Source organism: Crossiella sp. CA-258035, assembly GCF_030064675.1.
Taxonomy (GTDB): Bacteria; Actinomycetota; Actinomycetes; order Mycobacteriales; family Pseudonocardiaceae; genus Crossiella.
This window is the reverse complement of the sequence record NZ_CP116413.1, coordinates 3,686,175-3,712,965: the sequence shown is the minus strand read 5'-3', so window position 1 is coordinate 3,712,965 and position 26,791 is coordinate 3,686,175. Positions and strand designations below refer to the sequence as shown.

At 70.0% G+C, this 26,791-nt stretch carries 20 protein-coding genes and 1 pseudogene; 12 read left to right on the top strand and 9 right to left on the bottom strand.

The window, feature by feature from the left end; translation table 11 throughout:
• Positions 1 to 12: 12 nt before the first annotated feature.
• Positions 13 to 1,086 (bottom strand): lytic polysaccharide monooxygenase auxiliary activity family 9 protein, encoded by a 1,074-nt coding sequence (locus N8J89_RS17045; protein ID WP_283665334.1) that lies wholly within the window; start codon positions 1,084 to 1,086, stop codon positions 13 to 15.
• A gap of 119 nt (positions 1,087 to 1,205) precedes the next feature.
• Between N8J89_RS17045 and N8J89_RS17040 the strand changes: the two genes are divergently transcribed.
• Positions 1,206 to 1,757 carry a hypothetical protein gene (locus N8J89_RS17040; protein ID WP_283665333.1) on the top strand — a complete coding sequence of 184 codons (552 nt, stop codon included), beginning with the start codon at positions 1,206 to 1,208 and terminating at the stop codon, positions 1,755 to 1,757.
• Between the two features lie 136 nt (positions 1,758 to 1,893).
• Here the strand turns inward: N8J89_RS17040 and N8J89_RS17035 are convergent, their stop codons facing one another.
• Positions 1,894 to 2,919, bottom strand: coding sequence for a LacI family DNA-binding transcriptional regulator (locus N8J89_RS17035; RefSeq protein WP_283665332.1), 1,026 nt, complete (start codon positions 2,917 to 2,919; stop codon positions 1,894 to 1,896).
• 194 nt (positions 2,920 to 3,113) lie between these two features.
• Here N8J89_RS17035 and N8J89_RS17030 point away from each other — a divergent pair, with 194 nt between their 5' ends.
• The 6 genes from N8J89_RS17030 to N8J89_RS17005 all read left to right on the top strand — a co-directional run bounded on the left by N8J89_RS17030 (position 3,114) and on the right by N8J89_RS17005 (position 11,818).
• Positions 3,114 to 6,047, top strand: a complete 2,934-nt coding sequence (locus N8J89_RS17030) for a glycoside hydrolase family 48 protein (RefSeq protein WP_283665331.1) — start codon at positions 3,114 to 3,116, stop codon at positions 6,045 to 6,047.
• A 163-nt stretch (positions 6,048 to 6,210) separates the two neighbouring features.
• On the top strand, positions 6,211 to 7,488 hold the full coding sequence (locus N8J89_RS17025) for an ABC transporter substrate-binding protein (protein WP_502868460.1): 1,278 nt from the start codon (positions 6,211 to 6,213) through the stop codon (positions 7,486 to 7,488).
• 68 nt (positions 7,489 to 7,556) lie between these two features.
• Positions 7,557 to 8,465: a carbohydrate ABC transporter permease gene (locus tag N8J89_RS17020; RefSeq protein ID WP_283666186.1), complete on the top strand. Its 909-nt coding sequence runs from the start codon at positions 7,557 to 7,559 to the stop codon at positions 8,463 to 8,465.
• Positions 8,462 to 9,283, top strand: a complete 822-nt coding sequence (locus N8J89_RS17015; RefSeq protein WP_283665330.1) for a carbohydrate ABC transporter permease — start codon at positions 8,462 to 8,464, stop codon at positions 9,281 to 9,283. Before N8J89_RS17020 ends, N8J89_RS17015 begins: the two co-directional genes overlap by 4 nt.
• Before the next feature lie 3 nt (positions 9,284 to 9,286).
• Entirely contained in the window at positions 9,287 to 10,687 is a 1,401-nt protein-coding gene (locus tag N8J89_RS17010) for a GH1 family beta-glucosidase (protein ID WP_283665329.1), read from the top strand.
• Positions 10,688 to 10,822: 135 nt separating this feature from the next.
• Positions 10,823 to 11,818 carry a twin-arginine translocation signal domain-containing protein gene (locus N8J89_RS17005; protein WP_283665328.1) on the top strand — a complete coding sequence of 332 codons (996 nt, stop codon included), beginning with the start codon at positions 10,823 to 10,825 and terminating at the stop codon, positions 11,816 to 11,818.
• A gap of 54 nt (positions 11,819 to 11,872) precedes the next feature.
• Here the strand turns inward: N8J89_RS17005 and N8J89_RS17000 are convergent, their stop codons facing one another.
• Complete coding sequence (locus N8J89_RS17000) at positions 11,873 to 13,528, bottom strand: glycoside hydrolase family 6 protein (protein ID WP_283665327.1); 1,656 nt, start codon at positions 13,526 to 13,528, stop codon at positions 11,873 to 11,875.
• A gap of 199 nt (positions 13,529 to 13,727) precedes the next feature.
• The gene (locus tag N8J89_RS16995; protein WP_283665326.1) at positions 13,728 to 14,720 is read right to left on the bottom strand and encodes a glycoside hydrolase family 5 protein; all 993 of its coding nucleotides are present in this window, start codon (positions 14,718 to 14,720) and stop codon (positions 13,728 to 13,730) included.
• A 160-nt stretch (positions 14,721 to 14,880) separates the two neighbouring features.
• Between N8J89_RS16995 and N8J89_RS16990 the strand changes: the two genes are divergently transcribed.
• Positions 14,881 to 16,239, top strand: a complete 1,359-nt coding sequence (locus N8J89_RS16990; protein WP_283665325.1) for a glycoside hydrolase family 6 protein — start codon at positions 14,881 to 14,883, stop codon at positions 16,237 to 16,239.
• 63 nt (positions 16,240 to 16,302) lie between these two features.
• Here the strand turns inward: N8J89_RS16990 and N8J89_RS16985 are convergent, their stop codons facing one another.
• Both N8J89_RS16985 and N8J89_RS16980 read right to left on the bottom strand, forming a co-directional pair.
• The gene (locus N8J89_RS16985; protein WP_283665324.1) at positions 16,303 to 17,910 is read right to left on the bottom strand and encodes a beta-L-arabinofuranosidase domain-containing protein; all 1,608 of its coding nucleotides are present in this window, start codon (positions 17,908 to 17,910) and stop codon (positions 16,303 to 16,305) included.
• A gap of 94 nt (positions 17,911 to 18,004) precedes the next feature.
• Positions 18,005 to 18,472: pseudogene (locus tag N8J89_RS16980) on the bottom strand (LamG domain-containing protein); the annotation flags it as partial.
• Positions 18,473 to 19,119: 647 nt separating this feature from the next.
• On the opposite strand from N8J89_RS16980, the gene N8J89_RS16975 reads away from it, so the two are divergent.
• Both N8J89_RS16975 and N8J89_RS16970 read left to right on the top strand, forming a co-directional pair.
• Positions 19,120 to 19,785 carry a response regulator transcription factor gene (locus tag N8J89_RS16975; protein ID WP_283665323.1) on the top strand — a complete coding sequence of 222 codons (666 nt, stop codon included), beginning with the start codon at positions 19,120 to 19,122 and terminating at the stop codon, positions 19,783 to 19,785.
• Positions 19,782 to 21,104 (top strand): sensor histidine kinase, encoded by a 1,323-nt coding sequence (locus tag N8J89_RS16970; protein ID WP_283665322.1) that lies wholly within the window; start codon positions 19,782 to 19,784, stop codon positions 21,102 to 21,104. The genes N8J89_RS16975 and N8J89_RS16970 overlap by 4 nt, the downstream gene beginning before the upstream one ends.
• Positions 21,105 to 21,332: 228 nt before the next feature.
• On the opposite strand, the gene N8J89_RS16965 is transcribed toward N8J89_RS16970, so the two are convergent.
• On the bottom strand, positions 21,333 to 21,713 hold the full coding sequence (locus tag N8J89_RS16965; protein ID WP_283665321.1) for a hypothetical protein: 381 nt from the start codon (positions 21,711 to 21,713) through the stop codon (positions 21,333 to 21,335).
• A 173-nt stretch (positions 21,714 to 21,886) separates the two neighbouring features.
• Positions 21,887 to 23,980, bottom strand: coding sequence for a tetratricopeptide repeat protein (locus N8J89_RS16960; protein ID WP_283665320.1), 2,094 nt, complete (start codon positions 23,978 to 23,980; stop codon positions 21,887 to 21,889).
• 352 nt (positions 23,981 to 24,332) lie between these two features.
• Here N8J89_RS16960 and N8J89_RS16955 point away from each other — a divergent pair, with 352 nt between their 5' ends.
• Positions 24,333 to 24,800: a calcium-binding protein gene (locus N8J89_RS16955; RefSeq protein ID WP_283665319.1), complete on the top strand. Its 468-nt coding sequence runs from the start codon at positions 24,333 to 24,335 to the stop codon at positions 24,798 to 24,800.
• Positions 24,801 to 25,317: 517 nt separating this feature from the next.
• The gene (locus N8J89_RS16950) at positions 25,318 to 25,863 is read left to right on the top strand and encodes an AfsR/SARP family transcriptional regulator (RefSeq protein WP_283665318.1); all 546 of its coding nucleotides are present in this window, start codon (positions 25,318 to 25,320) and stop codon (positions 25,861 to 25,863) included.
• Positions 25,864 to 26,163: 300 nt separating this feature from the next.
• Here N8J89_RS16950 and N8J89_RS16945 read toward each other — a convergent pair whose 3' ends face one another.
• Positions 26,164 to 26,736 (bottom strand): hypothetical protein, encoded by a 573-nt coding sequence (locus N8J89_RS16945; RefSeq protein ID WP_283665317.1) that lies wholly within the window; start codon positions 26,734 to 26,736, stop codon positions 26,164 to 26,166.
• Between the last annotated feature and the right edge of the window lie 55 nt (positions 26,737 to 26,791).

Sequence of the window (26,791 nt, the reverse complement as noted above, 5' to 3'; positions counted from 1 at the left end):
GCGGGGGCGCCATCAGGGACTGGCGCAGGTGAGTGGACTCGCCGGTTTGTGGTCACCGGTCGACTCCACGTTGAACGAGAACGCCGCCTGCCCGCCCGCGGGCACACTCGCGTTCCAGGACGCGTTCTTCACCGTCACCGCGGAGTCCGTGACGGAGTGCGTGGCGTCCCACAGGCTGGATATCCGCTGACCCGCCTGGGCGGTCCAGCGCACGGTCCAGCCCCGCACCGGCGTGCTGCCGGGGTTGCGCACGGTCACCGTCACCTGGGCGCCACCGGCCCAGCTGTTGGTGACCGCGTACTCGGCGGTGCAGGCTCCGGGCGGGCCCGCGGTGGTGCTGGTCGGGCTGGTGGTGCCGGTCGGGCCGGGGCCCGGCTCGCCGCCGATGCCGGTGACCTCGCCGTTGCCGCCGTCGAAGACCACGTCGGAGCAGCCGTAGAAGGTCTCCTTGCTGTCCGAGCGCTTCCACACCGAGTAGATGATGTGCTTGCCGCTCTTGCCCTGCGGCAGCCTGCCGTGCCAGCCGTAGTGGCCCTCGACCGTGCCGACCGAACCGGTCAGCGGTGGGTGGTCGACGGTCAGGAACGGCTGCTCCTCGATGTCGTTCCAGGTCAGTGGCCGGGTCGGGCTCCAGCTGTCCTTGGTGACGTAGAGGTAGAACCAGCCGGGGTGGGCAGCCCAGGCGTTGTAGGACCAGCGCATGTTCGCGCCGGCGGTCAGGTGGGTCAGCGGCCAGTCGTTCCTGGCCTGGTTCCAGCCGGAGAAGGTGCTGTTGCCGCCGCTGCACAGCTGGCCGTCCGGCACGAAGCCGCGGGTGCGGCCCTCGCCGTCGGAGCGCAGCACGCTGAACCAGTTGTACAGCGGGTTGGTGCCGCTCTGCGCCACCGCGGCGGCGCAGGCCGGGTTCTTCGGCTTGATCTCACCGGTGGAACTGAGTCCGTCCTTCCAGCAGAAGAAAGTCCGGCTGCCCGGCTGCATCATGGCGCCGTGCGCCTGAGCCGGGCGTTGATCCAGTAGGACGAGGACCATCGAACACAGCGCGACGACCACTGCCGCCAACGCCGCGAGCCTGCTTCGCAGTGTCATGGTCAGTTCCTTGTGGCAGGGAATCTGGGAGCGCTTCCAGATTCGGGGTAGCACATCTCCTTTTCAACCAGGCAAAAGTTTGGCTACGGTGCTGGGAACGCTCCCAGACAGGAGGCGTCATGACCCTGCCCAGAATCGCCGCGGCCCTCACGCTGACCCTGGTCTCGCTCGCCGGTTGCGCCGCGGAACCCGTTGCACCCCTTGCTGATCGGGGCGCGGGCGCACTCGGCCCCCCGGTCACCACGATGCGTGGACTGGTGGACCTGGTCAGCGAGAAGACCTCGGGCTGCACCGACGCCAGGGCGGGCACACCCGAGGAGCTGGACAGGCTGGTCGGCGCCGAGCTGCGCGAGCTGTACGAGCCCTACATCGCGGAGTGGTCCACCTGCGCGGTGCCACCGTCCTACCCCAAGGTCGGCCTGCTGTTGTTCGCCCCTGGCAAGCAGATCGAGTTCCAGCGCACCTGGCGGGACGCGATGACCAAGGGCACCCTCGGCGACGGCCCGACCCTGGCCTTCGGCAACGGTTTCGCGGTCACGTCAGGCTTCCTCGGCGTCTACCAGCTGGACCTCTACTACCTGCGCTGCGCCTACGCCGACGACAAGGTCCGCCAGATCCCGGCCGACGTGGACAACTGCGTCTTCGCCCAGCCGCCCGCGCACGAACACTGAGCGCCGTGTTGGCCGTTGTCGTACACACTCTTGGCCGAACTGGTACGCCATCCGGCCAACACACCGTCCGCAACGGCCAACACCCGGTACGACAACGGCCAACACACCGGTGAGTCAACGCGGCACCAGCTTGCTGCTAAGCCGAGGCCCGGCGGACCAGGCCGACCGGCAGCACCTGCCTGCGTGGCGGCAGGTCCTCCCCCTCGATCAGCCGTTGCAGGGTGAGCACCATCTGCCGGACCTGCTCGCGCGGGTCCTGGTGCACCGTGGTCAGCGGCGGGTTGGTCGCTTCGGCCAGCCCCCGGTGGTCGTCGAAGCCCACCACGGCCACGTCCTCCGGCACCCGCCGTCCGGCGGCGTGCAGCGCGCGCAGGGCGCCCGCGGCCATGGGGTCGTTGGCGGCGAAGACCGCGTCCAGCTTCGGGTTGCGCGCCAGCAGCCTGGCCACCGCCCGCTCGCCGCTCTCGGTGCTGAAGTCGCCTTCCTCGCACAGCCGGGCCGCGGCGCGGTCGTCCAGCCCCGCGGTGGTCCGCCAGCCGGCCAGCCGGTCCACCGCGGAGCGCTGGTCCAGCGGTCCGGTGATGGTGCCGATCCGTTTGCGCCCCAACGAGAGCAGGTGTTCCACCGCCAGCTTCGCGCCGCCCACGTTGTCGAAGTCGACCATGTGCAGGCCGCGGATGGCGCCGCCGGGACTGCCGCCGCCGAAGACCATCGGCAGCCGGAGCAGTCGCAGCGCGGTGGGCAGCGGATCGCCCCGGTGCGCGGCGAAGACCAGCGCGCCGTCGACGTGCCCGCCCTCCAGGAAGCGCACCGTGCCCGGCACGTCCTCGCGGCTGTCCACCAGCATCATCAGCATCTGGCTGCCCACCTCGGACAGCTGCCGGAACGCGCCGCGGACGATCTCGGCGAAGTACGGGTCCTCCAGGACCTTGGTCTCCGGCTCGGAGAGCACCAGCGCGATCGCGTTGGTGCGCCTGGTGACCAGCGAGCGCGCCGCCTGGTTGGGCGAGTAGCCCAGCTCGCGCGCGGCGTCGAGGACCTTCTCCCTGGCCCGGGAACTGACGTAGGCGTCCTCGTTGAGCGCCCGCGAGGCGGTCGACCGGGACACACCGGCGTAGGCGGCGACGTCTTCCAGCGTCGGCCGCGTGGCACCACGGGTCACACCCACCACCTCCGATGATCAGCTTAGCCCGCCCGGCGGCGCGGGCGGGACCGAACGGGTGCAATGTCGCCGATGGTCCCCGCCGGTGCGCGGCCGAGGGTTCACAGCGGGTTTCGGCGCGGTTACAGTCCCGTTCTGGGAGCGCTCCCAGAATCCACCGCCCTCACCCCTGTGTGTCCGGAGGAGGACCCTGCATGAGATCCCGTGCGCTATCCCGGCGATGGCGAGCCGGGCCACTGCCCGCCGCACTCGCCACCGCGCTGGCCGGGGCGGTGACGCTCCCGCTGGGCGCGCTGCCCGCCGCGGCCGCCCCCTCGGTCGCCTGCACCGTGGTGTACCAGGTGACCAACGAGTGGAGCACCGGCTTCAGCGCCGCCGCCACCATCCGCAACGAGGGCGAGGCCCTCAACGGCTGGAAGCTCACCTGGACCTTCGCCGACGGCCAGAAGGTCAGCAACGGCTGGAACGGCGTGTTCACCCAGCAGGGCGCCGCGGTCACCGTGGCCAACCCGGACTGGGCCCGGGTACTGCCCGCCGGCGGCAGCACCCAGGTCAACTTCAACGCCGAGAAGGGCGCGGCGAACCGGCCGCCGACCGACTTCGCGGTCAACGGCGTCCGCTGCACCGGCGCGAACCGGGCCCCCTCGGTCGCGCTGACCAGCCCAGCCGACGGCAGCACCTTCACCGCACCGGCCAGCATCGCGCTGGCCGCCGAGGCCGCCGACACCGACGGCACGGTCAGCAAGGTCGAGTTCTTCGCCGGCACCACCCCCGTCGGCACCGCCACCGCGGCGCCGTGGCGGGTCAACTGGACCGGGGCCACCGCCGGCGAGTACTCGGTGACCGCCCGCGCCACCGACGACAAGGGCGCCACCACCGTCTCCAACCCGGTCGCGGTGCGCGTGCTCGGCGCGCCCGCGGTGCTGGCCACCCCAGGCGCGGTCAGCGTGCGCCAGGGCGACTCGGTCAAGGTCGGGGTCAAGCTGGCCTCCGCGCCCGCCGGTGAGGTCACCGCGACGGTGACCCGCACCGGCAGCGCCGACCTGACCGCGACCCCGGCCACCCTGCGGTTCACCCCGCAGAACTACAACACCGCGCAGCAGCTCACCATCGCCGCGGCCGACAACGGCGGCGCGCTGGGCGAGGCCAGGTTCACCGTGTCCGCGGCGGGCCACACCGCGGCCACCATCACCGCCAAGGAGCTGGGCAAGGACACCTCCAGCTACGCGGCGGCCTTCCTGGCCCAGTACAACAAGATCAAGGACCCGGCGGCAGGCTACTTCCGCCGGTTCGGCGAGCTGCTGGTGCCCTACCACTCGGTGGAGACCCTGGTGGTGGAGGCGCCCGACCACGGGCACCAGACCACCTCGGAGGCGTTCAGCTACTACCTGTGGCTGGAGGCCAGCTACGGCCGGGTGACCAAGGACTGGGCGCCGCTGGCCAAGGCCTGGGAGTCGTTGGAGAAGTTCATCATCCCCGGCAGCAAGGACCAGCCGACCAACTCCTTCTACAACCCGGCCAAACCGGCCACCTACGCCCCGGAGCACCCGCACCCCAGGGGCTACCCCTCGCAGCTGGACCCCGGCGTCGCGGTCGGCCAGGACCCGCTGGCCACCGAGCTGCGCTCGGCCTATGGCAACAACGACATCTACGGCATGCACTGGCTGCTCGACGTGGACAACACCTACGGCTACGGGCACTGCGGGGACGGCACCAACAACGCGCCCGCCTACGTCAACACCTTCCAGCGCGGTGAGCAGGAGTCGGTCTGGGAGACCGTGACCCACCCCTCCTGCGACACGTTCAAACACGGCGGCCGCAACGGGTTCCTGGACCTGTTCACCAAGGACGCCAACTACGCCAAGCAGTGGCGCTACACCAACGCGCCGGATGCCGACGCGCGCGCGGTGCAGGTGGCCTACTGGGCCAAGACCTGGGCCGAGGCGCAGGGCAAGGGCGCTGAGGTGGCGCCGATCCTGGCCAAGGCGGCCAAGATGGGCGACTACCTGCGCTACGCCATGTTCGACAAGTACTTCAAGAAGATCGGCAACTGCGTCGGACCGGCCAGCTGTCCGGCGGGCACCGGCAAGAACAGCGCGCACTACCTGATGGGCTGGTACTACTCCTGGGGCGGCGCGACCGACACCTCGGCGGGCTGGTCCTGGCGGATCGGTTCCAGCGCACCGCACCAGGGCTACCAGAACCCGCTGGCGGCCTGGGCGCTGGCCAACGACCCGGCGCTCAAGCCGAAGTCGGCCACCGGGCAGCAGGACTGGGACACCAGCTACGACCGGCAGTTGGAGTTCCTGCAGTGGTTGCAGGCATCCAACGGCGGCATCGCCGGTGGCGCCAGCAACAGCTGGGGCGGCTCCTACCAGCCGCCGCCGGCCGGGTCGGCGAAGTTCCACGGCATGGCGTACGACTTCCAGCCGGTGTGGCACGACCCGCCGAGCAACCGGTGGTTCGGTTTCCAGGTCTGGGGCGTGGAACGCATCGCCCAGCTCTACCACGTGACCAAGGACGCCCGCGCCAAGGCGATCCTGGACAAGTGGGTTCCGTGGGCCATCGCCAACACCACCGCGGGCAACGGCTCCTTCAAGGTGCCTTCGGACCTGGAGTGGACCGGCAAACCCGACGACTGGACCGGCACCCCCACCGGCAACCCGGGGCTGACGGTCAAGGTGCTCAACCACAGCCAGGACGTCGGCGTGGCGGCCGCGCTGTCCAAGACGCTGCTCTACTACGCGGCGGCCTCGGGCAACACCGCGGCGCGCACCACCGGCGAGCGCCTGCTCGACGCGCTGCTGGCGCACCAGGACGGCAAGGGCATCGCGGTCCCGGAGACCCGCGCCGACTACAGCCGCTTCGACGACAAGCTCACCACCGCCAACGGTGACGGGCTCTACATCCCGCCGGGCTGGACCGGCACGATGGCCAACGGCGACCGCATCGACGCCAACTCCACCTTCCTGTCCATCCGCTCCTTCTACAAGAACGACCCCGACTGGCCCAAGGTCCAGGCCTACCTGGACGGCGGGCCTGCGCCGACCCTGACCATCCACCGGTTCTGGTCGCAGGCGGAGATCGCCACCGCCTTCGCCGCGCACAGCGAGCTGTTCGGCGGCTGATCGGACGGGCGCGAACTGGGAGCGATTCCAGTTCGCGCCCGTTCTGACAACCCTTCGGCAGCCTTTTCCTTGATCCCCTTGACACCCCGGACATCTCGGGGCAACACTCAACTCGATTTCTGGGAGCGCTCCCAGCACGGTCCAGAACGGCGAAAGGGTTGACGTGCGCCATCTCTTACCTCGCTCACTCGCACTCGGGCTCGCGGTCTCGGCGGTTGCCGCGCTGACCGCCTGCGGTTCCGGCGCCGGCTCGGACGGCAAGCTGGAGCTCACCATCGCCACCTTCACCGAGTTCGGGTACGAGGACCTGCTCAAGGAGTACGAGGCGGCGCACCCGAACATCCGCATCACCCACCGCAAGACCGGGCAGTCCGCGCCGCACCACCAGAACCTCTACACCAAGCTCGGCGCGGGCTCCGGCCTGGCCGATGTCGAGGCGGTGGAGGAGGGCCACCGCGCCAAGGTGATGGAACGCGCGGACAAGTTCGCCAACCTGCGCGAGATCGGCCCGGCCGACGTCACCCCGGAACGCTGGCTGCCCTGGAAGTCCGAGGCGGTCACCACCAAGGACGGCCGCCTGATCGGCTACGGCACCGACATCGGCCCGCTGGCCATGTGCTACCGCAAGGACCTCTTCGCCGAGGCCGGGCTGCCCAGCGATCCTGAGGGGGTCAAGCCGCTGTTCGCCACCTGGGACAGCTTCTTCGCCGCCGGCGAGAAGTTCGCGGAGAAGGTCAAGGGCAAGGCCTGGTTCGACTCGGCCGCGCAGATCTTCAACGCCATGCAGAACCAGCTGCCCCAGGGTTACTACAACACCGAGGACAAGCTGATCATCGAGTCCAACCCGGCCATCAAGGCCAACTGGGACAAGCTCACCGCCGCGGTGGCCAAGGGCCAGTCCGCCAAGCTGACCGCCTTCGGTCCCGAGTGGAACAGCGCCTTCCGCACCGGCGCCTTCGCCACCAAGACCTGCCCGTCCTGGATGCTCGGCGTGGTCGAACAGCACGCCGGCCCGGAGAACCAGGGCAAGTGGGCGGTCACCGACGCCTTCCCCGAGGGCGGCGGCAACTGGGGCGGCTCCTTCCTGACCGTGCCCAAGCAGAGCAAGCACCCGAAGGAGGCCGCGGAGCTGGCCGCCTGGCTGTCCGCGCCCGCGCAGCAGCTGAAGGCCTTCGCCGCCAAGGGTCCCTTCCCCAGCCAGGTCGAGGCGCTGAGCAGCGAGCAGCTGTTGAACAGCCACAACAAGTACTTCGACGTCAAGGCAGGCGCGTTGTACGCCGCGCAGGCCCGCAAGGTGACCAAGGCCCAGTACAAGGGCCCGGCCGACGGCGAGCTCCAGGACGTCGTCGGGCTCGCCGCGCTGCAGAAGGTCGAGCAGGGCGCCTCCTCGGCGGAGGGCTGGCAGCAACTCGTCGACGGTGCGAAGAAGCTGGCCAAGTGAGTCTGGACCTCCACCCGCAGACCCGCCGTGACCGCGGTGCTCCCGTTCCGCCGCGGTCACGGCGTCCCATTCGCGACCGGCTCGGCGAGTGGGACCTCCGGTTCTCGCCCTACCTCTACATCGCGCCGTTCTTCCTGATCTTCGGCCTGACCGGCCTGTTCCCGTTGCTCTACACCGCTTATGTGGCCCTCTTCGACTGGGAGCTGGGCGGCGCGGAGCCGACCTTCGTCGGGCTGGACAACTTCACCACCCTGCTCGCCGACGAGCAGTTCTGGACCACGCTGACCAACACGATCAGCATCTTCCTGCTCTCCAGCGGACCGCAGCTGGTGATCGCGGTGCTGCTGGCCGCGCTGCTCAACACCAGGGTCCGCCCGGCCACCGGCTGGCGGGTCGGCGTGCTGCTGCCCTACGCGGCCAGCCTGGTGGCCATCGGCATCATCTTCGCCAACCTGTTCGGCCGCGACTTCGGCCTGGTCAACACCCTGCTGGAAGTGTTCGGCCTGGACCGGATCGACTGGCAGGCCAACCGCTTCGCCAGCCACCTGGCCATCGCCTTCATGGTGAACTGGCGCTGGACCGGCTACAACGCGCTGATCGTGCTGGCCGCGATGCAGGCCATCCCCAAGGACGTCTACGAGGCCGCGGTGGTCGACGGGGCCGGTGCGGTGCGCCGGTTCTTCAGCATCACCCTGCCGCTGCTGCGCCCGACGCTGATCTTCATGGTGATCACCTCGACCATCGGCGGGCTGCAGATCTTCACCGAGCCCAAGCTGTTCGACACCAGGCCCGGCTCCAACAACGGCGGCTCCTCCAACCAGTTCCAGACCATCACCCTCTACCTGTACCAGTCCGCCTTCGAGAACCAGAACTTCGGCTACGCCTCGGCGATCGCCTGGGTGCTGTTCCTGGTGATCATCATCTTCGCCGGCATCAACTTCCTGCTCACCCGGCGGCTGGCGGGGGTGGGGCGATGAGCGTCGGCAAGCCCAATGCCACGGTGTACGGACTGTTGCTGGCCTTCGTGCTCGGCTCGGCCTTCCCGTTCTACTGGTCCTTCGTGGTGGCCAGCAGGGACAGCGCCACCGTCTCCCAGCGGGTGCCGCCGCTGCTGCCCGGTGGCAACTTCTTCGCCAACGCGGCCAAGGTGTTCGACTCGGTGCCGTTCTGGAAGGCCCTGGGCAACAGCATGATCGTGGCCGGCACGGTGACGGTGTCCACCGTGCTGCTGTCCACACTGGCCGGTTTCGCCTTCGCCAAGCTGCGCTTCCGCGGCCGGGGGGTGCTCTTCGTCGCGGTGGTGGCCACCCTGGCCGTGCCCACCCAGCTGGGCATCGTGCCGCTGTACATGCTGATGGCCGAGTTCGGCTGGGCCAACAGCCTGGAGGCGGTGATCGTGCCGAACCTGGTCACCGCGCTCGGGGTGTTCTGGATGCGCCAGTACATCTCGGAGGCGGTGCCCTTCGAGCTGATCGAGGCCGCCCGGATGGACGGGTGCAGCCTGATCCGCACCTTCTGGCACGTGTGCCTGCCCGCGGTCCGGCCGGCCGCGGCCTTCCTCGGCATGTTCACCTTCATGACCTCCTGGAACGACTTCCTGTGGCCGTTGGTCGCCCTCGACGCGGGCAACCCCACGATCCAGGTGGCCCTGGAGAAGCTCCAGAGCGGCTTCTACATCGACTACTCGCTCGTGCTGGCCGGCACGACCATGGCGACGGTCCCGGTCCTGCTGATCTTCGTCCTGCTCGGCCGACAGATCGTCGCCGGCATCATGCAGGGCGCCGTGAAGGGATGACGAGTGCACGTATCTGACCACGCCGTCGAGCTGGCGTTCCCGCCGGGATTCCTGTGGGGCGCGGCCACCGCGGCCTTCCAGATCGAGGGATCGACCACTGTGGACGGTCGAACCGACTCGATCTGGGACGCCTTCTGCCGTACCCCCGGCAAGGTGCACAACGGCGACACCGGCGAACCGGCCACCGACCACTACCGACGGATGCGCGAGGACGTCGCGCTGATGGCCGACCTCGGCCTGCGCGCCTACCGGTTCTCCACCGCCTGGCCCCGGATCCGCCCGGACGGCGGCCCGGTCAACCCGGCGGGCCTGGACTTCTACCAGCGCCTGGTGGACGAGCTGCTGGCCAGGCAGATCACCCCGTGGGTCACCCTCTACCACTGGGACCTGCCGCAGGCGCTGGAGGAGCGCGGCGGCTGGGCGAACCGGGACACCGCCTACCGCTTCGGCGAGTACGCCCAGACCGTGGTCGGCGCGCTCGGCGACCGGGTGCCGTTCTGGACCACGCTCAACGAGCCCTACTGCTCCTCCTTCGTCGGCTACGCCTCGGGCAGGCACGCCCCCGGCCGCACCGACCCGCACGCCACCGTGGCCGCCGTGCACCACCTGCACCTGGCGCACGGCCTCGGTGTGCGGGCGATCAGGGACGCGGCTCCCCAGGCCCAGGCCGGGATCACGCTCAACCTGTACCCGGTGCACCCGGCCGATCCCGGTTCCGAGGCGGACCTGGAGGCGGTCCGCCGGGTCGACGGACTGCAGAACCGGATCTTCCTCGACCCGGTGCTGCGCGGTGAGTACCCCGAGGACGTGCTCGCCGACCTGGAACCGTTCGGGTTGTCCAGCCACATCCAGGACGGCGACCTGGACCTGATCGGCGCGCCGCTGGACCTGTTGGGCGTCAACTACTACAGCAGCCTGCACGTCTCCGGCGCCTCGACCGAGCCCGCCGACGGCCCCACCACCTGGATCGGCGCCGAGCACGTGCGCTTCCCCAGCAGGGGCCTGCCGCGCACCGACATGAACTGGGAGATCCAGGCCTCCGGGCTCACCGAGGTGCTCACCCGGCTGCACACCGAGTACCCGCCGCTGCCGCTCTACATCACCGAGAACGGCTCGGCCTGGCCGGACAAGCCCAACGGCGACGGCCAGATCGAGGACACCGACCGAGTGTCCTATTTGGACGGTCACCTGCGCGCGGCGCACGAGGCCATCCAGGCGGGGGCCGACCTGCGCGGGTACTTCAGCTGGTCGCTGCTGGACAACTTCGAGTGGGCCGAGGGCTATGCCAAGCGGTTCGGCCTGGTGCACGTGGACTACCAGACCCAGGTGCGCACCCCGAAGCGCAGCGCGCACTTCTACTCGCAGGTGATCAGGCAGAACGGGCTGATCGCCGAACAACTGTGATTGCTCTAGGTAACTGACCCGACCGCCAGCCGCACCGACGTCACCAGCGGGTGAATGGGACGCCGGTGGGCTGGCGGTTGTCGTGCGCCGATCGCATGGTGGCTGCGGGGAGTCCACCAGCGAGCGGAGTCGGTCATGCCTGCGGAACCAGTGTCACGACGGCAGTTCATCCAGGTCGGTGGGGTCGGCGTGGCCGGGATGGTGGTAGGGCTGCCCGCCTCCGCGCCCGCCGCCGAGGCCAGACCGGCCATCGCCCAGTGCGCGGGTTTCAGTCCGGTCGTCGGGGCCGAGACCGGCCTGGCCAACGGCATCGCGCGGACACCCCGGGGCACGCTGAAGCTGTTCGTGGACAACCACAGCAGCCAGCCGACCAAGGACCCGCTCAGCCTGAAGTTCGTCACCCCCTACTTCGTCAACATCAACCGCGCGGGCCAGCTGCCACCCGGCGCGAAGATGCTGCTGCGGGACGAGCGGCCGAACGTGCCGGAGATCCTAGAGGTAGTGCTCCCGGCCGGGCTCAAGCCGGGCAGGCACGACGTGTCCATCCCGATCGTCCGGGTCGACGGTGGCCCGAGCCTGCTCGGTCACGGCCAGCTGCTGGTCTCCCCGGTGCGCCCGGCCAGGGATGAGCCGCCCTGCCTGCTGGGCGACGCGACGGACTTCCAGATCAAGACCCCCGGCGCCAGCAACGGCCCCGCGCGCACGGGGCGGGCGGGCAACCAGGTCAACCTGTACGTCAGCTACGAGTTCTGCGCGCTGACCAGGGGCAAGGGCCGGCTGGTCACCGTCCGCGCGGGCAACGCCGGACCGAACCCCACTACCGCGGACGCGCTGGTCACCGTGCGCACCCCGTTCTACGTCAACGTCGACCGGTCCGGGCAGCTGCCGCCGGAAGCGAAGTTCATCTACCAGAACACCGATCCCACCGTCCCCGAGGTACTGGGCATCACCGTGCCCAAGGGCCTGCGGCCGGGCGAGGAACGCTCGTTCGCGGTGCCCCTGCTCGCCGTGCCCGGCACCCTGCCCGGGTACCGGGCCGGTGGCGCGATGGTGCTGGCCGGGAAGTCCGATGAGGACGTGGACCTGCGGCCCAACGCGGTCCAGTTCGCGGTGACCGTGCTGGCCACCTAGGACAGCGGAATGCCGCCCCCGCGACACTGCGGGGGCGGCATTCCGCTCAGGCGGTCAGAGCGCCGGGTAGGCGTTGCGCATGAGCTCCTGCAGCTGAGCGGGGAACCAGTGCCCCGACAGCGGCGCGTTGCCCAGTGCGCCGGACATGTTGTTGCCGTTGCGGGGGTTGCCGGTGTAGGTCGGGTCGCACATCCGGTCGAAACCCTTGCCCTCGTTGTTCTGGATGTACTTGCTGGAGCCGTCGGACTCGCCGGGCGGCTTCATCCACACGTAGGCGTCGATACCGGCCGGACCGGGGTTGGCCTTCGGCCGCTCGCCGAGGCCGGCGCCGGACTGGTTGCACCAGTTGCCGAGGTGGATGCGCCGGTCCACGCGGGACTGGTTGACGAAGGTGTTCGGGTCGGTCGAGGTGCTCGCCGCGGTCGGGCGGTTGGGTCCGCCCCAGCCGTTGCGCGCGGTGTCGATGAGCATGCCGACGTCCTGGCCGAAGCAGGCCGCGGCGGCCCTGGCGCGGAAGTCCTGGGCGTAGCCGAGCTCGTCGACGTAGCGGTTCCAGTCCACCCACTTCGTGCTCTCCCGCAGCGGCCTGCCACCGACCACGGTGTCGGCCTTGAAGAACGGTTCGTGCAGCGCGCTGAAGTTGGCGGTGTTGACGATGAAGCCGGACACGTCGGCCGGGGTGGCGCCGGAGGCGTTGGCCGCCTGGCACATCAGCTGCACGGTCGGGTTGAGGTTGTCGTCCCAGCCGAGCCAGCCGTGGTGCCCCGCGTCGATGTAGTTGTACACGTTGGGCACGTCGCCGAGCTTGTTCAGCGCGTAGCCGACGCCGTTGACGTAGTTGCCGTTGGCCTTCATGACGTCGCACTGCGGGACCGCGGTCGGCCTGCCGCTGACGTTGGTGATCAGGTTCGGCAGCGAGTCGACCTCGATCACCGTCGCGACACGCAGCTTGGCGTAGGCCGGCCTGGCCAGGATCGCGGCGATCGGGTCGATGTACTCGGTGCGGTAGCGCCCGATCTCATCGGCCTTGAGCTCGCCGTTGGAGGCCAGCGCCGAGCAGTCCCGGCCGGGCAGGTTGTAGATCACCAGCTGGACCACCAGTGGCTTCGCCCCGTTGGCCGCGTCCTGCCGCACCGCCTCGTCGAGGTGGCCGACCAGGCCCCTGGCGGCGGCGGTGCCGTTGATCGCCGCGATGCGGTCCAGCCACACGCCGGTTGGCTGGTTCGCGATGCGGCTGCCACCGGGCTCGGCGCGCACCTTGGCCGCCCAGTCCGGGTTCACGTACATGTCGGCGCCGTTGTAGGGGTTGTTCTCCCGGCTCCCGCCCGGCGGCGGCTCGGTCGGCTTGCCGGTGCAGGCGTTGCCGTTGAGCGTGAAGCTGGCCGGGGCCGGGTTGCTGCCGGAGTAGGTGGCGTTGAAGCCGATCTCCACCGAGGCTCCGGTGCCCAGAGACCCGTTGCCCGTCGCGGTCACGTTCGGGCTGTCGGTGGCCTGGGACCAGTTGGCGCTCCAGCCCTGGGAAAGCCTCTGGTTGCCGGGGAAGGCGAAGCCCAGCGTCCAGCTGGAGATCGCGTCACCCAGGTTGTTGATCTTGACTCGGGCGGTGAAGCCACTGCCCCAGTCGTTCACGCTGTAGTCGACCCGGCAGGCGGGCGCGGCGCTGGCCGAGGGGGCGGCGAGCACTGTGCCGAAGGTCGTGGCGGTCAGCACCGCCGCCAGACCCGCGGCCGTGCCGCGTAGACCGCGGCCCGTTCGTAAGTTCGTCAACAGGGGTTTGAACCTCATTGCGGTTCCTCCGCTCGTCGCTGAGCGATCACAGGGGGCGATTTCTGGGAGCGCTCCCAGTTTCGGATACTAACCCGGGTGCCAACGTGTGTACAGACATTCACCCTGGCGGCTCCCCCGGCACTCAGGCCGCTCTGCCGAACACCGTGGCCCGTTTCGCGGTCTGCCTGATCCCGTTGGGACCGTGGAAGATCCGCTGTCCCCAACTGGTCAGCTGGGCCGGATCGAAGGCGGTGGCCATGTCCAGATAGCCCACGTCAGCGCTGTTGCCGCTCCAGGACCAGCCCAGGTAGCCGATCCGGTTGGCCTGGCTGTAGGCGAGGATCGCGTTCTCGTCCGGGTCGCCGTCGGAGTGGAAGTGGCCGAACTCCCCCACCACGATCGGCAGCCGGGCGGCCAGGAACCGGCCCAGGTAGTCCGAGACCTTGGCCGCGGTGTTGTACACCCCGTACATGTGCACGCTGAACACGGTGTTGCGCAACGGGTCCGCGGCGAAGACCGCGCCCGCGCCGTCCCGCATGGTGAAGGACCAGTCCTGGCCCCAGTTCGGCGCGTCCACCATGATCGTGTGCCGCAGCCCTGCCCCGCGCAGCTTGGCGATCGCGCCCCGGGTGTCCGCGCTCCAGCGCTGGTAGCCGTTGTTGCCGTGCGGCTCGTTGCCGATGTTGATGATGACGAAGGACTCCTGGCCGCGCAGCGCATCGCGGATGCCGAGCCAGTAGTCGGCGGCCCGGTCCAGGGTGACCGCGCCGGACTGCTCGCCGTAGCCGGTGGTGTCGTGCACCTCCAGCACGCACACCAGCCTCTGCCGCCTGCACTCCGCGACCACCCTGGTCACGTCGGCGGAGTCGTTGCGGGTCCAGCGGTCGCCGCTGCTGAGCACCACCCGCGCCGAGTTGGCGCCGAGCGCGGAGATGTGCGCGAGCGAGCTGAACCGCTGCGGGTACCAGGTGTGCGCGTGGTTCACCCCGCGCAGCACGAACTCCACACCATTGGCGTCGTGGAGCCTGCCGTCGCGCACGGTGAAGCCGGTGGCCGCGTGGGCCGACCCGGCCAGGAACAGGCTGGCGAGCAGGCTCAACAGCACGCCGCCCACCAGGAATCTTCTCAATCGCATAGTCCACCTCACTAGTCCGATCGGGTCTGCCGCCCCGGATTCTCGTTACCCGGCATTCACATCCGGCGGCAGACGCCGTTACAGTCGGCTGGAACTGGAAGCGCTCCCAGACTAGCCGTACCCCTGCCACTCCTGGAGCATCCCGTTGCGAAAACTAGCCATGGCACTGGCCGCGGCCCTGGCCGTGACCGCTCCGGTCGCGGCTGAGGCCAGCCCGGCCCCGCCGCATGCCGACAACCCGTTCGCGGGCGCCACCAGCTACCGCAACCCGGACTACGCGGCACTGGTGGACTCCTCGATCGCCAGGACCGCCGACCCCGCGCTCAGGGCCAAGATGGCCACCGTCAAGACCTATCCGACCGCGGTGTGGCTGGACCGGATCGCGGCCATCTACGGCGGCAAGCCCAACGGTGACCGTCGCAGCCTCAAGGGCCACCTGGACGCCGCGCTGGCGCAGAAGAAACCGGGCAAGCCGATCACCGCCACGTTCGTGATCTACGACCTGCCCGGCCGGGACTGCGCCGCGCTGGCCTCCAGCGGCGAGCTGCCGCTGACCGCGGCCGGACTGGCCCGGTACCAGCGCGAGTACATCGACGTCATCGCCCGCACCTTCCGCAACCCGAAGTACGCCGGCATCCGGATCGTCGCGGTGATCGAGCCGGACGGCCTGCCCAACCTGGCCACCAACCAGGCCGACCCGGAGTGCGCGCAGGCCAAGGCCAGCGGCATCTACGTGGACGCGGTCCGCTACGCGGTGAACAAGCTGCACGCGATCCCCAACGTCTACAACTACCTGGACATCGCGCACGCCGGCTGGCTCGGCTGGGACACCAACCTGCGCGACACCGTGGCGCTCTACACCGACACCATCCGCGGCACCGCCGCCGGACTGTCCAGTGTGGACGGATTCGTGACCAACGTGTCGAACTACACCCCGCTGGCCGAGCCGCACCTGCCCGATCCGGGCCTGCCCGTCGGGGGCCAGCCGGTGCGCTCGTCGAAGTACTTCGAGTGGAACCCGAACTTCGACGAGGCCGACTTCACCGCGGCCCTGCACACCGCCTTCCGCGCCCAGGGCTGGCCCGAGGGCATCGGCATGCTGGTGGACACCGGCCGCAACGGCTGGGGCGGCCCGAACCGCCCGAGCGGCCCCAGCGCCAGCACCGACCTGGACACCTATGTCGCGGAGTCCAAAGTAGACAGACGAGCGCACCGCGGCCTGTGGTGCAACGTCAGCGCCACCGGCCTGGGCCAGCCCCCGCAGGCGAAGCCCCAGGGCCACCCGCACCTGGACGCGCTGGTCTGGATCAAGCCGCCGGGCGAGTCCGACGGCGCGAGCAAGTACATCCAAAACCCGGAGGGCAAGAAGCCGGACCCCATGTGCGACCCGGAGTTCGTCCCGCCGAACGCGGGCGGCCACAAGACCGGGGCCTTGCCGGACTCCCCGCTGGCCGGACACTGGTTCCACGAGCAGTTCACCATGCTGGTCCGCAACGCCCATCCCGCGGTGCCCGCCTGAGAAGAGGGGGTTGGGGTGGTGGCCGCTCGCGGCCGGCCACCACCCCTCCCGGTCAGGGCCGCGCTACCTCGCGTAAGTGGCCGCCGCGGCCGTGTCCACCACCTTCTTCGCCGCGGCCGCGGTGAGCAGCCTGGCGGCGCGCCAGCTCTCCGCGGTGGCGCGCACGTGCTGGACCAGCTTTCCCTTGTCCGCGAAAGGCGCGGCCGCCCAGACCTCGTCCAGCAGCGTGCGGCCGTCGGGCCGGACCGGGTTGGCGATGCCGGAGCCGGTGCCGCCGAAGACGACCTCCGGTTCGGCCCGCCGGAAGTACACGTGCGCCGGATCCTCGGTGCCCTCGAAGAACGGCGCGAGCTCCACCCCGTCCAGCCGGAAGTGCAGCGCCTTGCCCGCCACCGGGGTGAGGCTGGGCAGCAGGTCGCCGGAGAGGCCGCAGTTGCGGTAGAGCCCGAACCGCAGCCAGCTCTGCCGCGCGTCCCTGGCCACCAGGTTGACCGGTCCGTAGAACAGGGTCTGCACCGCGGGGTCGTCCAGTGCCCGCTCGACCCGCAGCCGGAACGGGATCTCCACCCGGACGGTGTCGCCGTGGGTCCAGGACCGGGACACCGAGAAGTACGTGCCGGGCACCGGGTTCTGCCGCACCGCCCGGTTGTTGACCGTGACCCGGAACCCGTCCGTGGCCCACGCTGGCACCCGCAACCACAGGTCGAACTTTCCGCTGCCGCTGATGGTGAGCGTCGAGCCCTGCTCGGCCGGGTAGCCGGTGCGCTGGGTGACGGTGATGCCCTTGGCCGCCCAGGTGAGCGTGGACGCGCTGTAGAGGTTGACGTACAGGACGGTGTTCCCGGGGTTGGCGAGGTACACCGTGTCCTGGTACTTGGTGGCGCTTTCCAGCCCGGTGCCCTCGCAGCAGGTGGTGCCCGCCTTCGGCGTGTAGTCGCGGACCTGGCCGGGCAGCAGGCCGATGAAGTAGGTCACCAACGGTTTTTCTGCATCCGCTCTGTCCTGTTTGGACCCGAGCACCTGGTTGTAGAGCGCTCGCTCGTAGTAGTCCATATAACGTGGATCCTGCTGGTGGCAGAACAGCATCCGGCTGAGCTTGAGCAGGTTGTAGGCGCAGCAGGTCTCGGCGGTGCTGCCGCTGAGCGTGCCCGCGATCACGCCGGGCACGCGCCAGAACTCCGCGGTGCTGGTGCCACCGATGCTGTACAGCCGCGTCGGCACCACCATGCCCCAGAAGTTCTTCGCCGCGGCCAGGTAGCGCGCTTCCCCGGTGCTGTCGTGGAGCCGGAGCAGCCCGGTGAGGATCGGGATGTGCTGGTTGGCGTGCAGCCCGTCCAGGATGTCGGTGCCCGCCGCGCAGGAGTCGATCAGGCGGTTCAGGTCGAACAGCTTGGCCAGCGCCAGGTGCTCGGCCCGGCCGGTGATCGCGTGCAGGTCGACGATCGACTCCACCAGGCCGCCGAACTCACCACTGGAGAAGATGCCCCACATCCGCTGCAGGGTGCTGGCCGGCAGCTTGGACAGCCGGGAGTGCATCCAGTCCGCCATGCCCTCGGCCAGGTCCAGCGCGCGGCGGTCGCCGGTCTCCCGGTGCGCGTCGAGCAGACCTTGCATGATCTTGTGCGCGGTGTAGTAGGGCGCCCACACCACGGAGTAGTCGCCCCGGGTCATCGACTCCAGCGTGATGAACTGCGTTTCCGGGTAGGCGGCGAGGAACCCGGGGTGGCTCGGCCCGGACCTGGTGCAGGCGCCCGATCTCGGCCGCGGTGAGCGCCCGCGAGTAGATGTTGACCTCGTCGAAAGCGGCCGCCAGCACCGGATCCGGGTACTGCGACCGGCCGAGCCAGTTGTTCCGCAGCGGACCGAGCACCGCGGGGTTGAGGGTCAGGCCGGTGTTCCGGCCCACCGCGATCCCGTTGACGTACAAGGTCGCCGTGCCGCCGTCGACGGTGACGGCCAGGTGGCTCCACTGGTTCAACGGCAGTGGCGCGGTGCCGTTGACCGCCTGCTCGCCACCCGCGCCGCTGGAGGTGATGGCGAAGCGCGGCACCCCGTCGGCGTTGCGCGCGGCCAGGTAGAGGTAGCGGTCGGTGCCGTTGCCGAAGTCGAAGACCCTGGCCCAGTTGGACTCATGGGTCAGCCGCACCCAGGCCGAGAGCGTGATCGCGGCCGCGCCGCCGAGCACGGTGGCCGGGAGCTCTAGGTACTGGTGCGAACCGCGGACGTTCTCCATGGCCCGGCCGAACCGGCCCGGCACGCTGAGCACCGCCGGATCCCGCCGCAGCGTCGCGCGAACCTCGGTCAGCGCGCCGAGCACCTCGGCGATCTTCGCCGCGTAGACCGCCTCTCCGGTGCTGCCGTAGGCCTGGCTGAGCATGCTGAGGAAGTGCCCGGTGTAGTGCCCGCGCAGGTTGCCGTTGGCCTCCCCGTCCAGGCCCTCCCAACCGCCGGGGCCACCGCGCCACGGGTGTCCAGCCCGGCGTTGGCGCGGAAGACCTGGAGCAGCCGATCGAGGTCGTAGCCACGGCCGTAGTCCAGCACCAGTCGCCGCTTGGCCGCGAAGATCCCCTCCCCCAGCGCGACGTCCTTGAGCGCGAACGGCCGCACCCGCCACGCGACAGGCAGCGCGGGCGCGGCGGCCGCGGCCGGGGGCAGCAGCACCGGGCTCGCGGCGGCCAGTGCGGAGGCACGCAGGAATGACCGGCGGTCAACGGGACTCATGAGCCACTCCACTCAAAGGGGGAATGCATTGGAGATTAAGGGAAACCACATATCGCGGACAATGAATGTCGAATGCGTGGTCGAATTCCCGTCGAATTCCGGCCCTGCCACGCCGAGAGCCGGCCCGCGTTCACGCGCCCGGCGTGCGACGATGCGCGCGTGCGAGTGCTGCTGGTTGAGGACGACGAACCGATCGCCGAGTCGCTGCGCCGCGGCCTGCGCCGCTACGGCTTCGAGGTCGACTGGGTGCGCACCGGCGCGGCCGCGCTGGCCGCGGCCGAGGCGGAGCTGGTGCTGCTCGACCTCGGCCTGCCGGACACCGACGGGCTGGACGTCTGCCGGGAGCTGCGGGCCCGCGGCGACGTGCCGATCATCGTGATCAGCGCGCGCAGCGACGAGGTGGACCGGGTGGTCGGCCTGGAGATCGGCGCGGACGACTACGTCACCAAACCCTTCGGCGTGCGCGAGGTGATCGCCCGGATGCGCGCCGTGCTGCGCCGGGTCCGTCCCGCCGAGCAACCGGCAGCGGCGCACCCGGACCGCTACGGGCGGCTCAGCCTCGACCGCCGCGGCCGACGGTCCTTCATGGACGAAGCCGAGGTGCTGCTGACGCCCAAGGAGTTCGACCTGCTGGCCTTCCTCACCGAGGAGCCGGGCGCGGTGTTCACCAGGGAACAGATCATGGAAGCGGTGTGGGACGCCAACTGGTTCGGCCCCACCAAGACCCTGGACGTGCACATCGGCTCGCTGCGCCGGAAGTTCCCCGGCGCCTTCACCATCGAGACCGTGCGCGGCGTCGGCTTCCGGCTGGTGGTCACCCCATGATCCGCCAGCTGGTGGCCAGCTACGTGCTGCTGGTCGCGGTGGCCCTCGCCGCCTTCACCGTCCCGGTCGCCTTCACCCTGACCGACCAGTTGGAGGGCGACCTGGAGCTGTCCGTCCGCCGCGAGGCCGACACCGTGGCCCTGCTGATGGCCAGCTCGGACGAACCCTCCCGGCAGGCACTGGACCGACTGGTGCGCGCCTACCAGCAGCAGACCCCCGGCCGGATCGAACTGCTGCCCGCCGACTCGCCGGAAGCCCGCGGCGCCGGCACCACCCGCTGGACCCACTCCCCCGTGCTCGACGCCGACGCCCTGGTCCTCACCGTCCCAGCCCACCGTCCAGATGGGACGGTCGCGGGCGCGGTGCGCTTCAGCTACCCGGAGGAGCCCCTCAACCGGCGGCTGTGGCAGATCTGGGGTTTCCGCGCCGCACTCGCCATCGGCGTGCTGATCGTGGCCGCCGCGGCCGGGGTGCTCTTCGCCCGCAGGCTGACCCGCCCGCTGCGCGAGCTGACCGCGATGGCCGCCCGCTTCAGCGACGGCGACCTCACCGCCCGCTCCACCGAGACGGGTCCACCGGAAACCCGCGCCCTGGCCCGCACCCTCAACTCCGGCGCCCAGCGCCTGGGCACCCTGGTCGACGCCCAGCGCGCCTTCGTCGCCGACGCCTCCCACCAGCTCCGCACCCCACTGACCGCGCTGCGGCTGTCCCTGGACAACATCGGCGAGGAGGTCACCGACGAGCTCACCCGCGAGGACGTGGACACCGCCACCGCCGAGGTGGTGCGGATGAGCAGGCTGGTCAACGGTCTGCTCGCGCTGGCCCGGGCCGAGGGCACGGTCACCACCCCCGAACCCGTGGCACTGGCCGAGGTCGTGGCCGACCGGCTCGAACTGTGGTCCCCGGTGGCGGCCGAACGACGGGTGCGCCTGTCCGCCGAACTGCCGAAGGAGGACCTGCACGTGCTGTCCAGCCCCGGCCACCTGGAACAGGTGCTGGACAACGTGCTGTCCAACGCCGTCGAGGTCTCCCCACCCGAGGGTGTGATCACCCTGCGCGCCAGTGCCCAGGACGACCGGGTCACCATCGAGATCCTCGACCAGGGACCGGGACTGTCCGAACAGGAACGACAGCGCGCCTTCGACCGGTTCTGGCGCGGCCAGGGCCACACCGGCCGCGGCGGCTCCGGCCTCGGCCTGGCCATCGTCCGCCAACTGGTGGCCGATGACGCGGGCAGCGTGTCGCTGGCCCCAGCCCCCGGAGGCGGCCTCGCGGTGTGCCTCCGGCTACGGGCAGCCGGGCGCGTCACCACGTCCTGAGCAGGCTGCTCAGCCCAGGTCCTGCAGCCCGGTCCGCTCGTCGACGAGGCGATCTGGGCACGGTGGGCAGCACCGCGCGGGCGCAGCCTCCGTTCAGTGTCCACTTCGGACTGGAACTTCTGGCCGAGCTACTCGCCGTGCGGGTGACCCTCGACCGCATGCAGCCCGCCCCAGGAGGTGAGCCAGGGCGGCGAGATCGCCGTCCGGCTCGCCTCCGTGTCGGCAGCGCTACTGCTGGAGTTGCGCCAGCCGTTGCTTCGCCAAGGCCAACCTCGGACCGTAGGTGTGGGGATCGGACTGGTTCAGCGCGGTGAAGATGTCGACCGCCTCCTGTGCGAGCTGGATCGCCCTGGGCTTCTGGCCGGTGCTCACCAGGAAGTCGATGGCGGGGTACAGAATCCACTCACTCAGCTGCGGCTTGTACTTGTCGTTACGCGCCGCGAGCGGGCGAATGATGTCCAACGCCTGCGTCGCGTAGTCAGCCGACTTGGGATTCGTCTCCGCCTTCATGGCGATGGCCTGGCCCAGGTGGATCAGTACAGCGGCGGTGCGGTGCACGAGATCGTCCGCCGACAACGTCCGGTACAGCCCGACAGACTCCTCACCCACCCTGATCTCCTCGTCGAACCGATCCGCCCCGGCGAGGTAGTTCGGGGTCGGCCAGGCCGCCGAGGCTGACCCACCGCCCCGAATCTGCGCTCCTGCACACCGTGTGCGCAGTCGCACCCAGAGCATGGGAGCTGTCATGCCGAGCTTCAGCGATAGGTGGTGGGCGAGACCTGTCAGAGACCAGCCAGGCGCCGAAGTCTCTCGTGGAAACCCGGCAGGTTCAGCTCTGTAGCGAGTCGTTCCATCGCGTTGCGGTGCTCGATGTGGCTGGCCCCGTCCAGGACTCGGACCAGATGCGCGTGGGTGACGGCTTGCGAGTACCGGTCCTGAATTCGCTGGTATAGCGGCAAAGCTTGGTCGAACAGCTCCCGCGCCCGCTCGTTGTCAGACTCGCGAAACTCGACTTCGCCGAGGCGGCGCAGGCAATTGGCCTCACCCAGCACATCCGCGATCCGCCGGTACAGCGGCAACGCCTGGTTGAACAACTCCCGCGCCCGCTCGCTGTCGAACTCGCAAAACTCAACGTTGCCGAGGTTGAGCAGGCAGTGGGCTTCACCCAGCACATCCCCGACCCTCCGGAACAGCGGCAATGCCTGGTCGAATAGCTCCCGAGACGTGCCGTTGTCCCCGCGGCGGAAGTACAGCAAGGCGAGGGCACGGAGGAGCGCCCCGCGGATAGGCGGTGCGACGGTGTGAGACAGCGCCTGCACTCCGAGCTGGTGGTCGCCCAGCCCGGTGAATCGCTGGAATACCAGCAGGTCGGGCACCGCCGCGGAGACCTCGGGAAGGTGGGGCAGGGCTGTGTGCAGGATCTCGACGAGGTTGGTGAACTCCGGGACCGTGTCCGCTGCCGCCGCGGCCCCGTCCGCTTTGCCGATTTGGGCGGCGCGCCGGGTGAGTGCGCGGACAGGCCCTACCAGCGGTCGCAGTTGTGCAGGGGCAGGCGGGTGGTGGGTGAGGATGTGCTGACGGAGTGGCGTCAGGCAGCGTTGACGGTGCTCGTCATCGTGCAGCAGCGCCTGGCCGCTGAGTTCGAGCACACCCGCAGCCAACGTGTCCGGCAGGTACAGGGTGGAGCGGCCGCGGGGCCAGCCATCGGGCAACAGCGCAGCCAGCGACAGCGCGGTCTTCCCCTCAGGACTGAGGCGATCCCAGGACAGCTCGATCGAGACCGGCAGGCTGGACGTGCGATCCGGACGCACACCGTGCTGCAGCAGGTCGGTGCGTTTGGCCCGCCACGCCGCGGCCAAGGTGTCCAAGTTCGACTCCTGGTGGGCCAGGCTGGCCATCAGCACGATTGCCAGCGGCACCCCGTCCAAGCCGGCCACCAACGCCGCCAGCGCCGGATCGGTGTGGTGCCGCTGGCCCGCGACAGCCAGGAACACCTCCACCGCCGCCGCCGGTGCCAACGGCCCCAACCGCACCTCGTCCACACCCACCCCGGCCGGGACCGTCGAGCCCCGCGCGCCGATTCCCACCACCAACCCGGGCAACGCCCGCAGCGTGGAGAGCAGTTCGGCAGCACCGGCGGGATCGGCGTCGGCGAGGGTCTCGAAGTTGTCCAGCACCAGCACACCCGGCCCGGCCCTCAGGAGCGACAGCACCCGGTTACGCAGGTGATCACCCAGCTCCACGCCCAGGGACGAGGCGGTCTTGTCGATGACCGCGCCCGCCGTGGCCGCGCCTTCGCAGGAGACCACGTAGCGCCGCTCGGTGAAGGCCGCCGCCACCGCCTCCGAGCCCAGGGCGCGGCCCAGCAGCGTCGACTTCCCGATACCCGGGCCACCCACCACGACCGCCCACCGCCCGGCCAGCCACGCGGCGGTCACGGCGGTGATCTGCTCATCCCGTCCCAGGCACAACTCCACCCGCGGCGGCGGCAACGGCTCCGCAGACACCCCGGAGGCTACGGCCAGCGCGCCGAGCACCCCGATCGCCAGCCCACCCGGTCCCGCCACAGCCAAGTTCGACCCGGTCACGTTGTGCTCACCGACTACCGCGTCCCCGCCGACCGAGCCAGCCTGCACCACCCTGGAGACCGTCTCCGCGCCCGAGACGGTGTTGCTCACCTCCGACGGCGGCGGTAACTCCGGTTTACCGGCGGGTTTGGCACGCGCTGCGACGACACCGTAAACAGCCAGGCCCAGGCCGATCATGCCCGCCAATGCGCCCACCACGCTGCCGAGCTTGTCCGCGGTGTCCAGCCCGACCACCAGCATCACGCCGCCCACGGCCAGGGCCAGCACACCGAACCCGATCAGGAGCACCCACCCTCGCACCACGCAATCCTGAACCCCCGGTCACCCGCTGTCGTGGAGCAACGAAACCGGACAACCCGAACAGACCAACACCTCCCGCCGGCTTCCCATGCCGTCCTTGCATGGTGACAACTACCGCTGACATGGGACACCTGGCGCTGGCAGGCACAACTGGGCGGCCGCGGTTGCTGTCGATCTACCTAGCCATCCAGACCCGCACACGTGTTCGACCGAACGGTGCAACTCGCTCCCCCCTAAATGCGAACGGGCGGGATTAGCCGGAATGGGCAGCGTCACGCGGCGGTGACGCCGACCAGAACACGATACAGACATACAAGTCACCACGAACAAGGAGAATGAGATGCGAAATCGAAACCTGTGCGCCCTTGCCTTCGCCGGGGCCCTGGCCGCGAGCGGATTCCTCGGAGTCGGCTCCGCTTCCGCCGCCGTCAACTGCACCATCGGACCGGGCGTGACGCAGACCGACACGACCGTGACCGGCTCCGGCGGCAACGACACCATCGACTGCACCAGCGCCAACCCCGCTAAAACGATCAACGGCAACGGTGGCAACGACACCATCACCGGCACCGTCTACAACGACACCATCCGCGGTGGTGACGGCGACGACACCCTCACCGGCGGCGTCGGCGACGACTCACTCCACGGCGATCTGGGCACGGACACGCTCAACGGCTCCGCGGGCAACGACACCCTGAGCGGGCCGGGCACCGACTTCGCCCAGGACACGCTCAACGGCGGTAACAACACCGATTCCTGTGGCCCCGTGGGCGTACCCCCGGACATCCGCAGCAGCTGCGAGTCGTAGGACAACGGGCATCTCCGGATGTCCTGTTCGCCAGAGGCACGATAAACACATCGATGGCCCGGACCCCACCAGGGGATCGGGCCATTTCCGCGTGCGGAACGACCCTCTAATGCGTGTTTGTGCCGTGCCGTACGATGGTAATCGAAGAATCCGGCCGGAAGGTCTTCTCGCCGTCTCTCCCGGTGTGGCCCCGTGCCGAACGCAGTGAGAGGAAGTCCTTGTTCACCTCCTCAGCTCTCCAGGCAACACCGGCCCGCACACCATGACCGCCCCCGCCCCGGCGAGGGCGCGGACCGGGCTCACCGCACGTGGGGCCGGCGTGCGGGTCGGGCTCCTCGGCGGGTTCGAGCTGCGATCCGGTGACGAAGTCCTGCCCGTTCCCGGCGGAGCCGAGCGCCTTCTCGCGTTCGTGGCCACACGCTCACGGGTGGTCGGGCGGCTACTGGTAGCCGGTTCCCTGTGGCCCGCCTCGTCGGAGGGACATGCCTACGCAGCCCTGCGTTCGGCCCTGAGCCGCATGGACCGGGTCAGCCGCAGGACACTGCGCACCACCCCGGGCAGCCTTGAGCTCACCCGAGGCGTCACGGTCGACCTGCACGACGCCCAGGCGCTGGCCCACCGGCTGCTCCGCACAGGTCCACCCGAGGCGATCGACCTCGGCGCCACCGCGATCGCCACCCTTTCCCTGGAACTCCTGCCGCTCTGGTACGACGAATGGGTTCTGCTGGAAGCCGAGGACTGGCGCCAGCTCCGCCTGCACGCCCTGGAGGCCGTGGTCAACGGCCTGGTCCAGGCAAGCCGGTTCGGTGATGCGACCGCGGCGGCCGCCGCGGTCATCAGAGCTGACCCACTCCGGGAAAGCGCCCAGGCCGCCCTCATCCGCGTGCACCTCGCCGAGGGCAACCAGTCCGAGGCCATCCGCACCTTCGACCGGTTCAGCCGCCTCCTGCAAGCCGACCTGGGCCTGCTACCCACAACTCGGCTACGGGAACTGGTGCCCGAACGCGCGAACCACTCACCACACACCGCGGCTCAGGCAACACCAGAGGACATCCTGCGCTAGCTCCGGGCACCCGACGACGGTGAGCGGGCCGAGACGGCGGCATGGACGTTGCGGACCACTGGGACTCTGGTCTGGCACGACCGACCCATCTGCTCCCCGGACAGTTCGATCGTCAGCGTGCGGAGGCACTGCACCTGTTCTTGCGGCGCCGTTCCCGGCGGCGTGACAAATGGGCGACCGTGCACCACGTTGCGGGTCACGGTGTGCGAGTGGGACAGGCAGGCCGAGGGGACGCCGTACGTCGAGATGGCCACGGTGTCCCCGGAAGTCGGCGGTGGCCCAGTGCTGTGCTGAACCACCTCACGCTAACCGGGCCGCGGCCACGAGCCGCTCCCGCTCCGCGGCGGCGTATGCGGCGACGTCGTCGCGCAGAGCGGCGAACAACTCAGACAGCAGGGGCCTGCGCTGGTTGGGCACCGATGTGCCCAGCGCGCGCACCGCGCGGGCGATGTGGGCGACGGCGGCCAGCACCTTGGCGGCGGTGGGCCGGGAAACAGCGCCGCGCACCCCTGTGGTGGTGAGCTTGTCCGCAATCAGCCGCGCCAACTCCGCGGGGCTGGACAGGTGGGGGCCGTGGACGACGGGCAGCGCGTCACGGAGTTCGATCACCGTGGCCATCAGACGACTCGCCTGATCCGAGGAGCGATTGAGCAGGTTGCGGAAGTGCGCCCACTCCTGGTCGGCGGTGCGGCCGGTGGCGGACTTGCGGACGCTTTCCTCGATCACCGCTCGTGCCGCGCACAGTGCCCGCACGGTGTGGCCGGGGTCGGTGTGCCGGGCGGCGAGCTCCGCGCAGACCAGCAGTCGCTGCGCGAGCAGGCCACGGGTGAGGATGGCCTGGCCGGTGTCGGGAAGTTCGGTGGGCGCGCGCATGGGGTCGGCGCGCAGGCCGAGGGTGGGGTCGAAGACACGCCAGTCCGCTGACCCT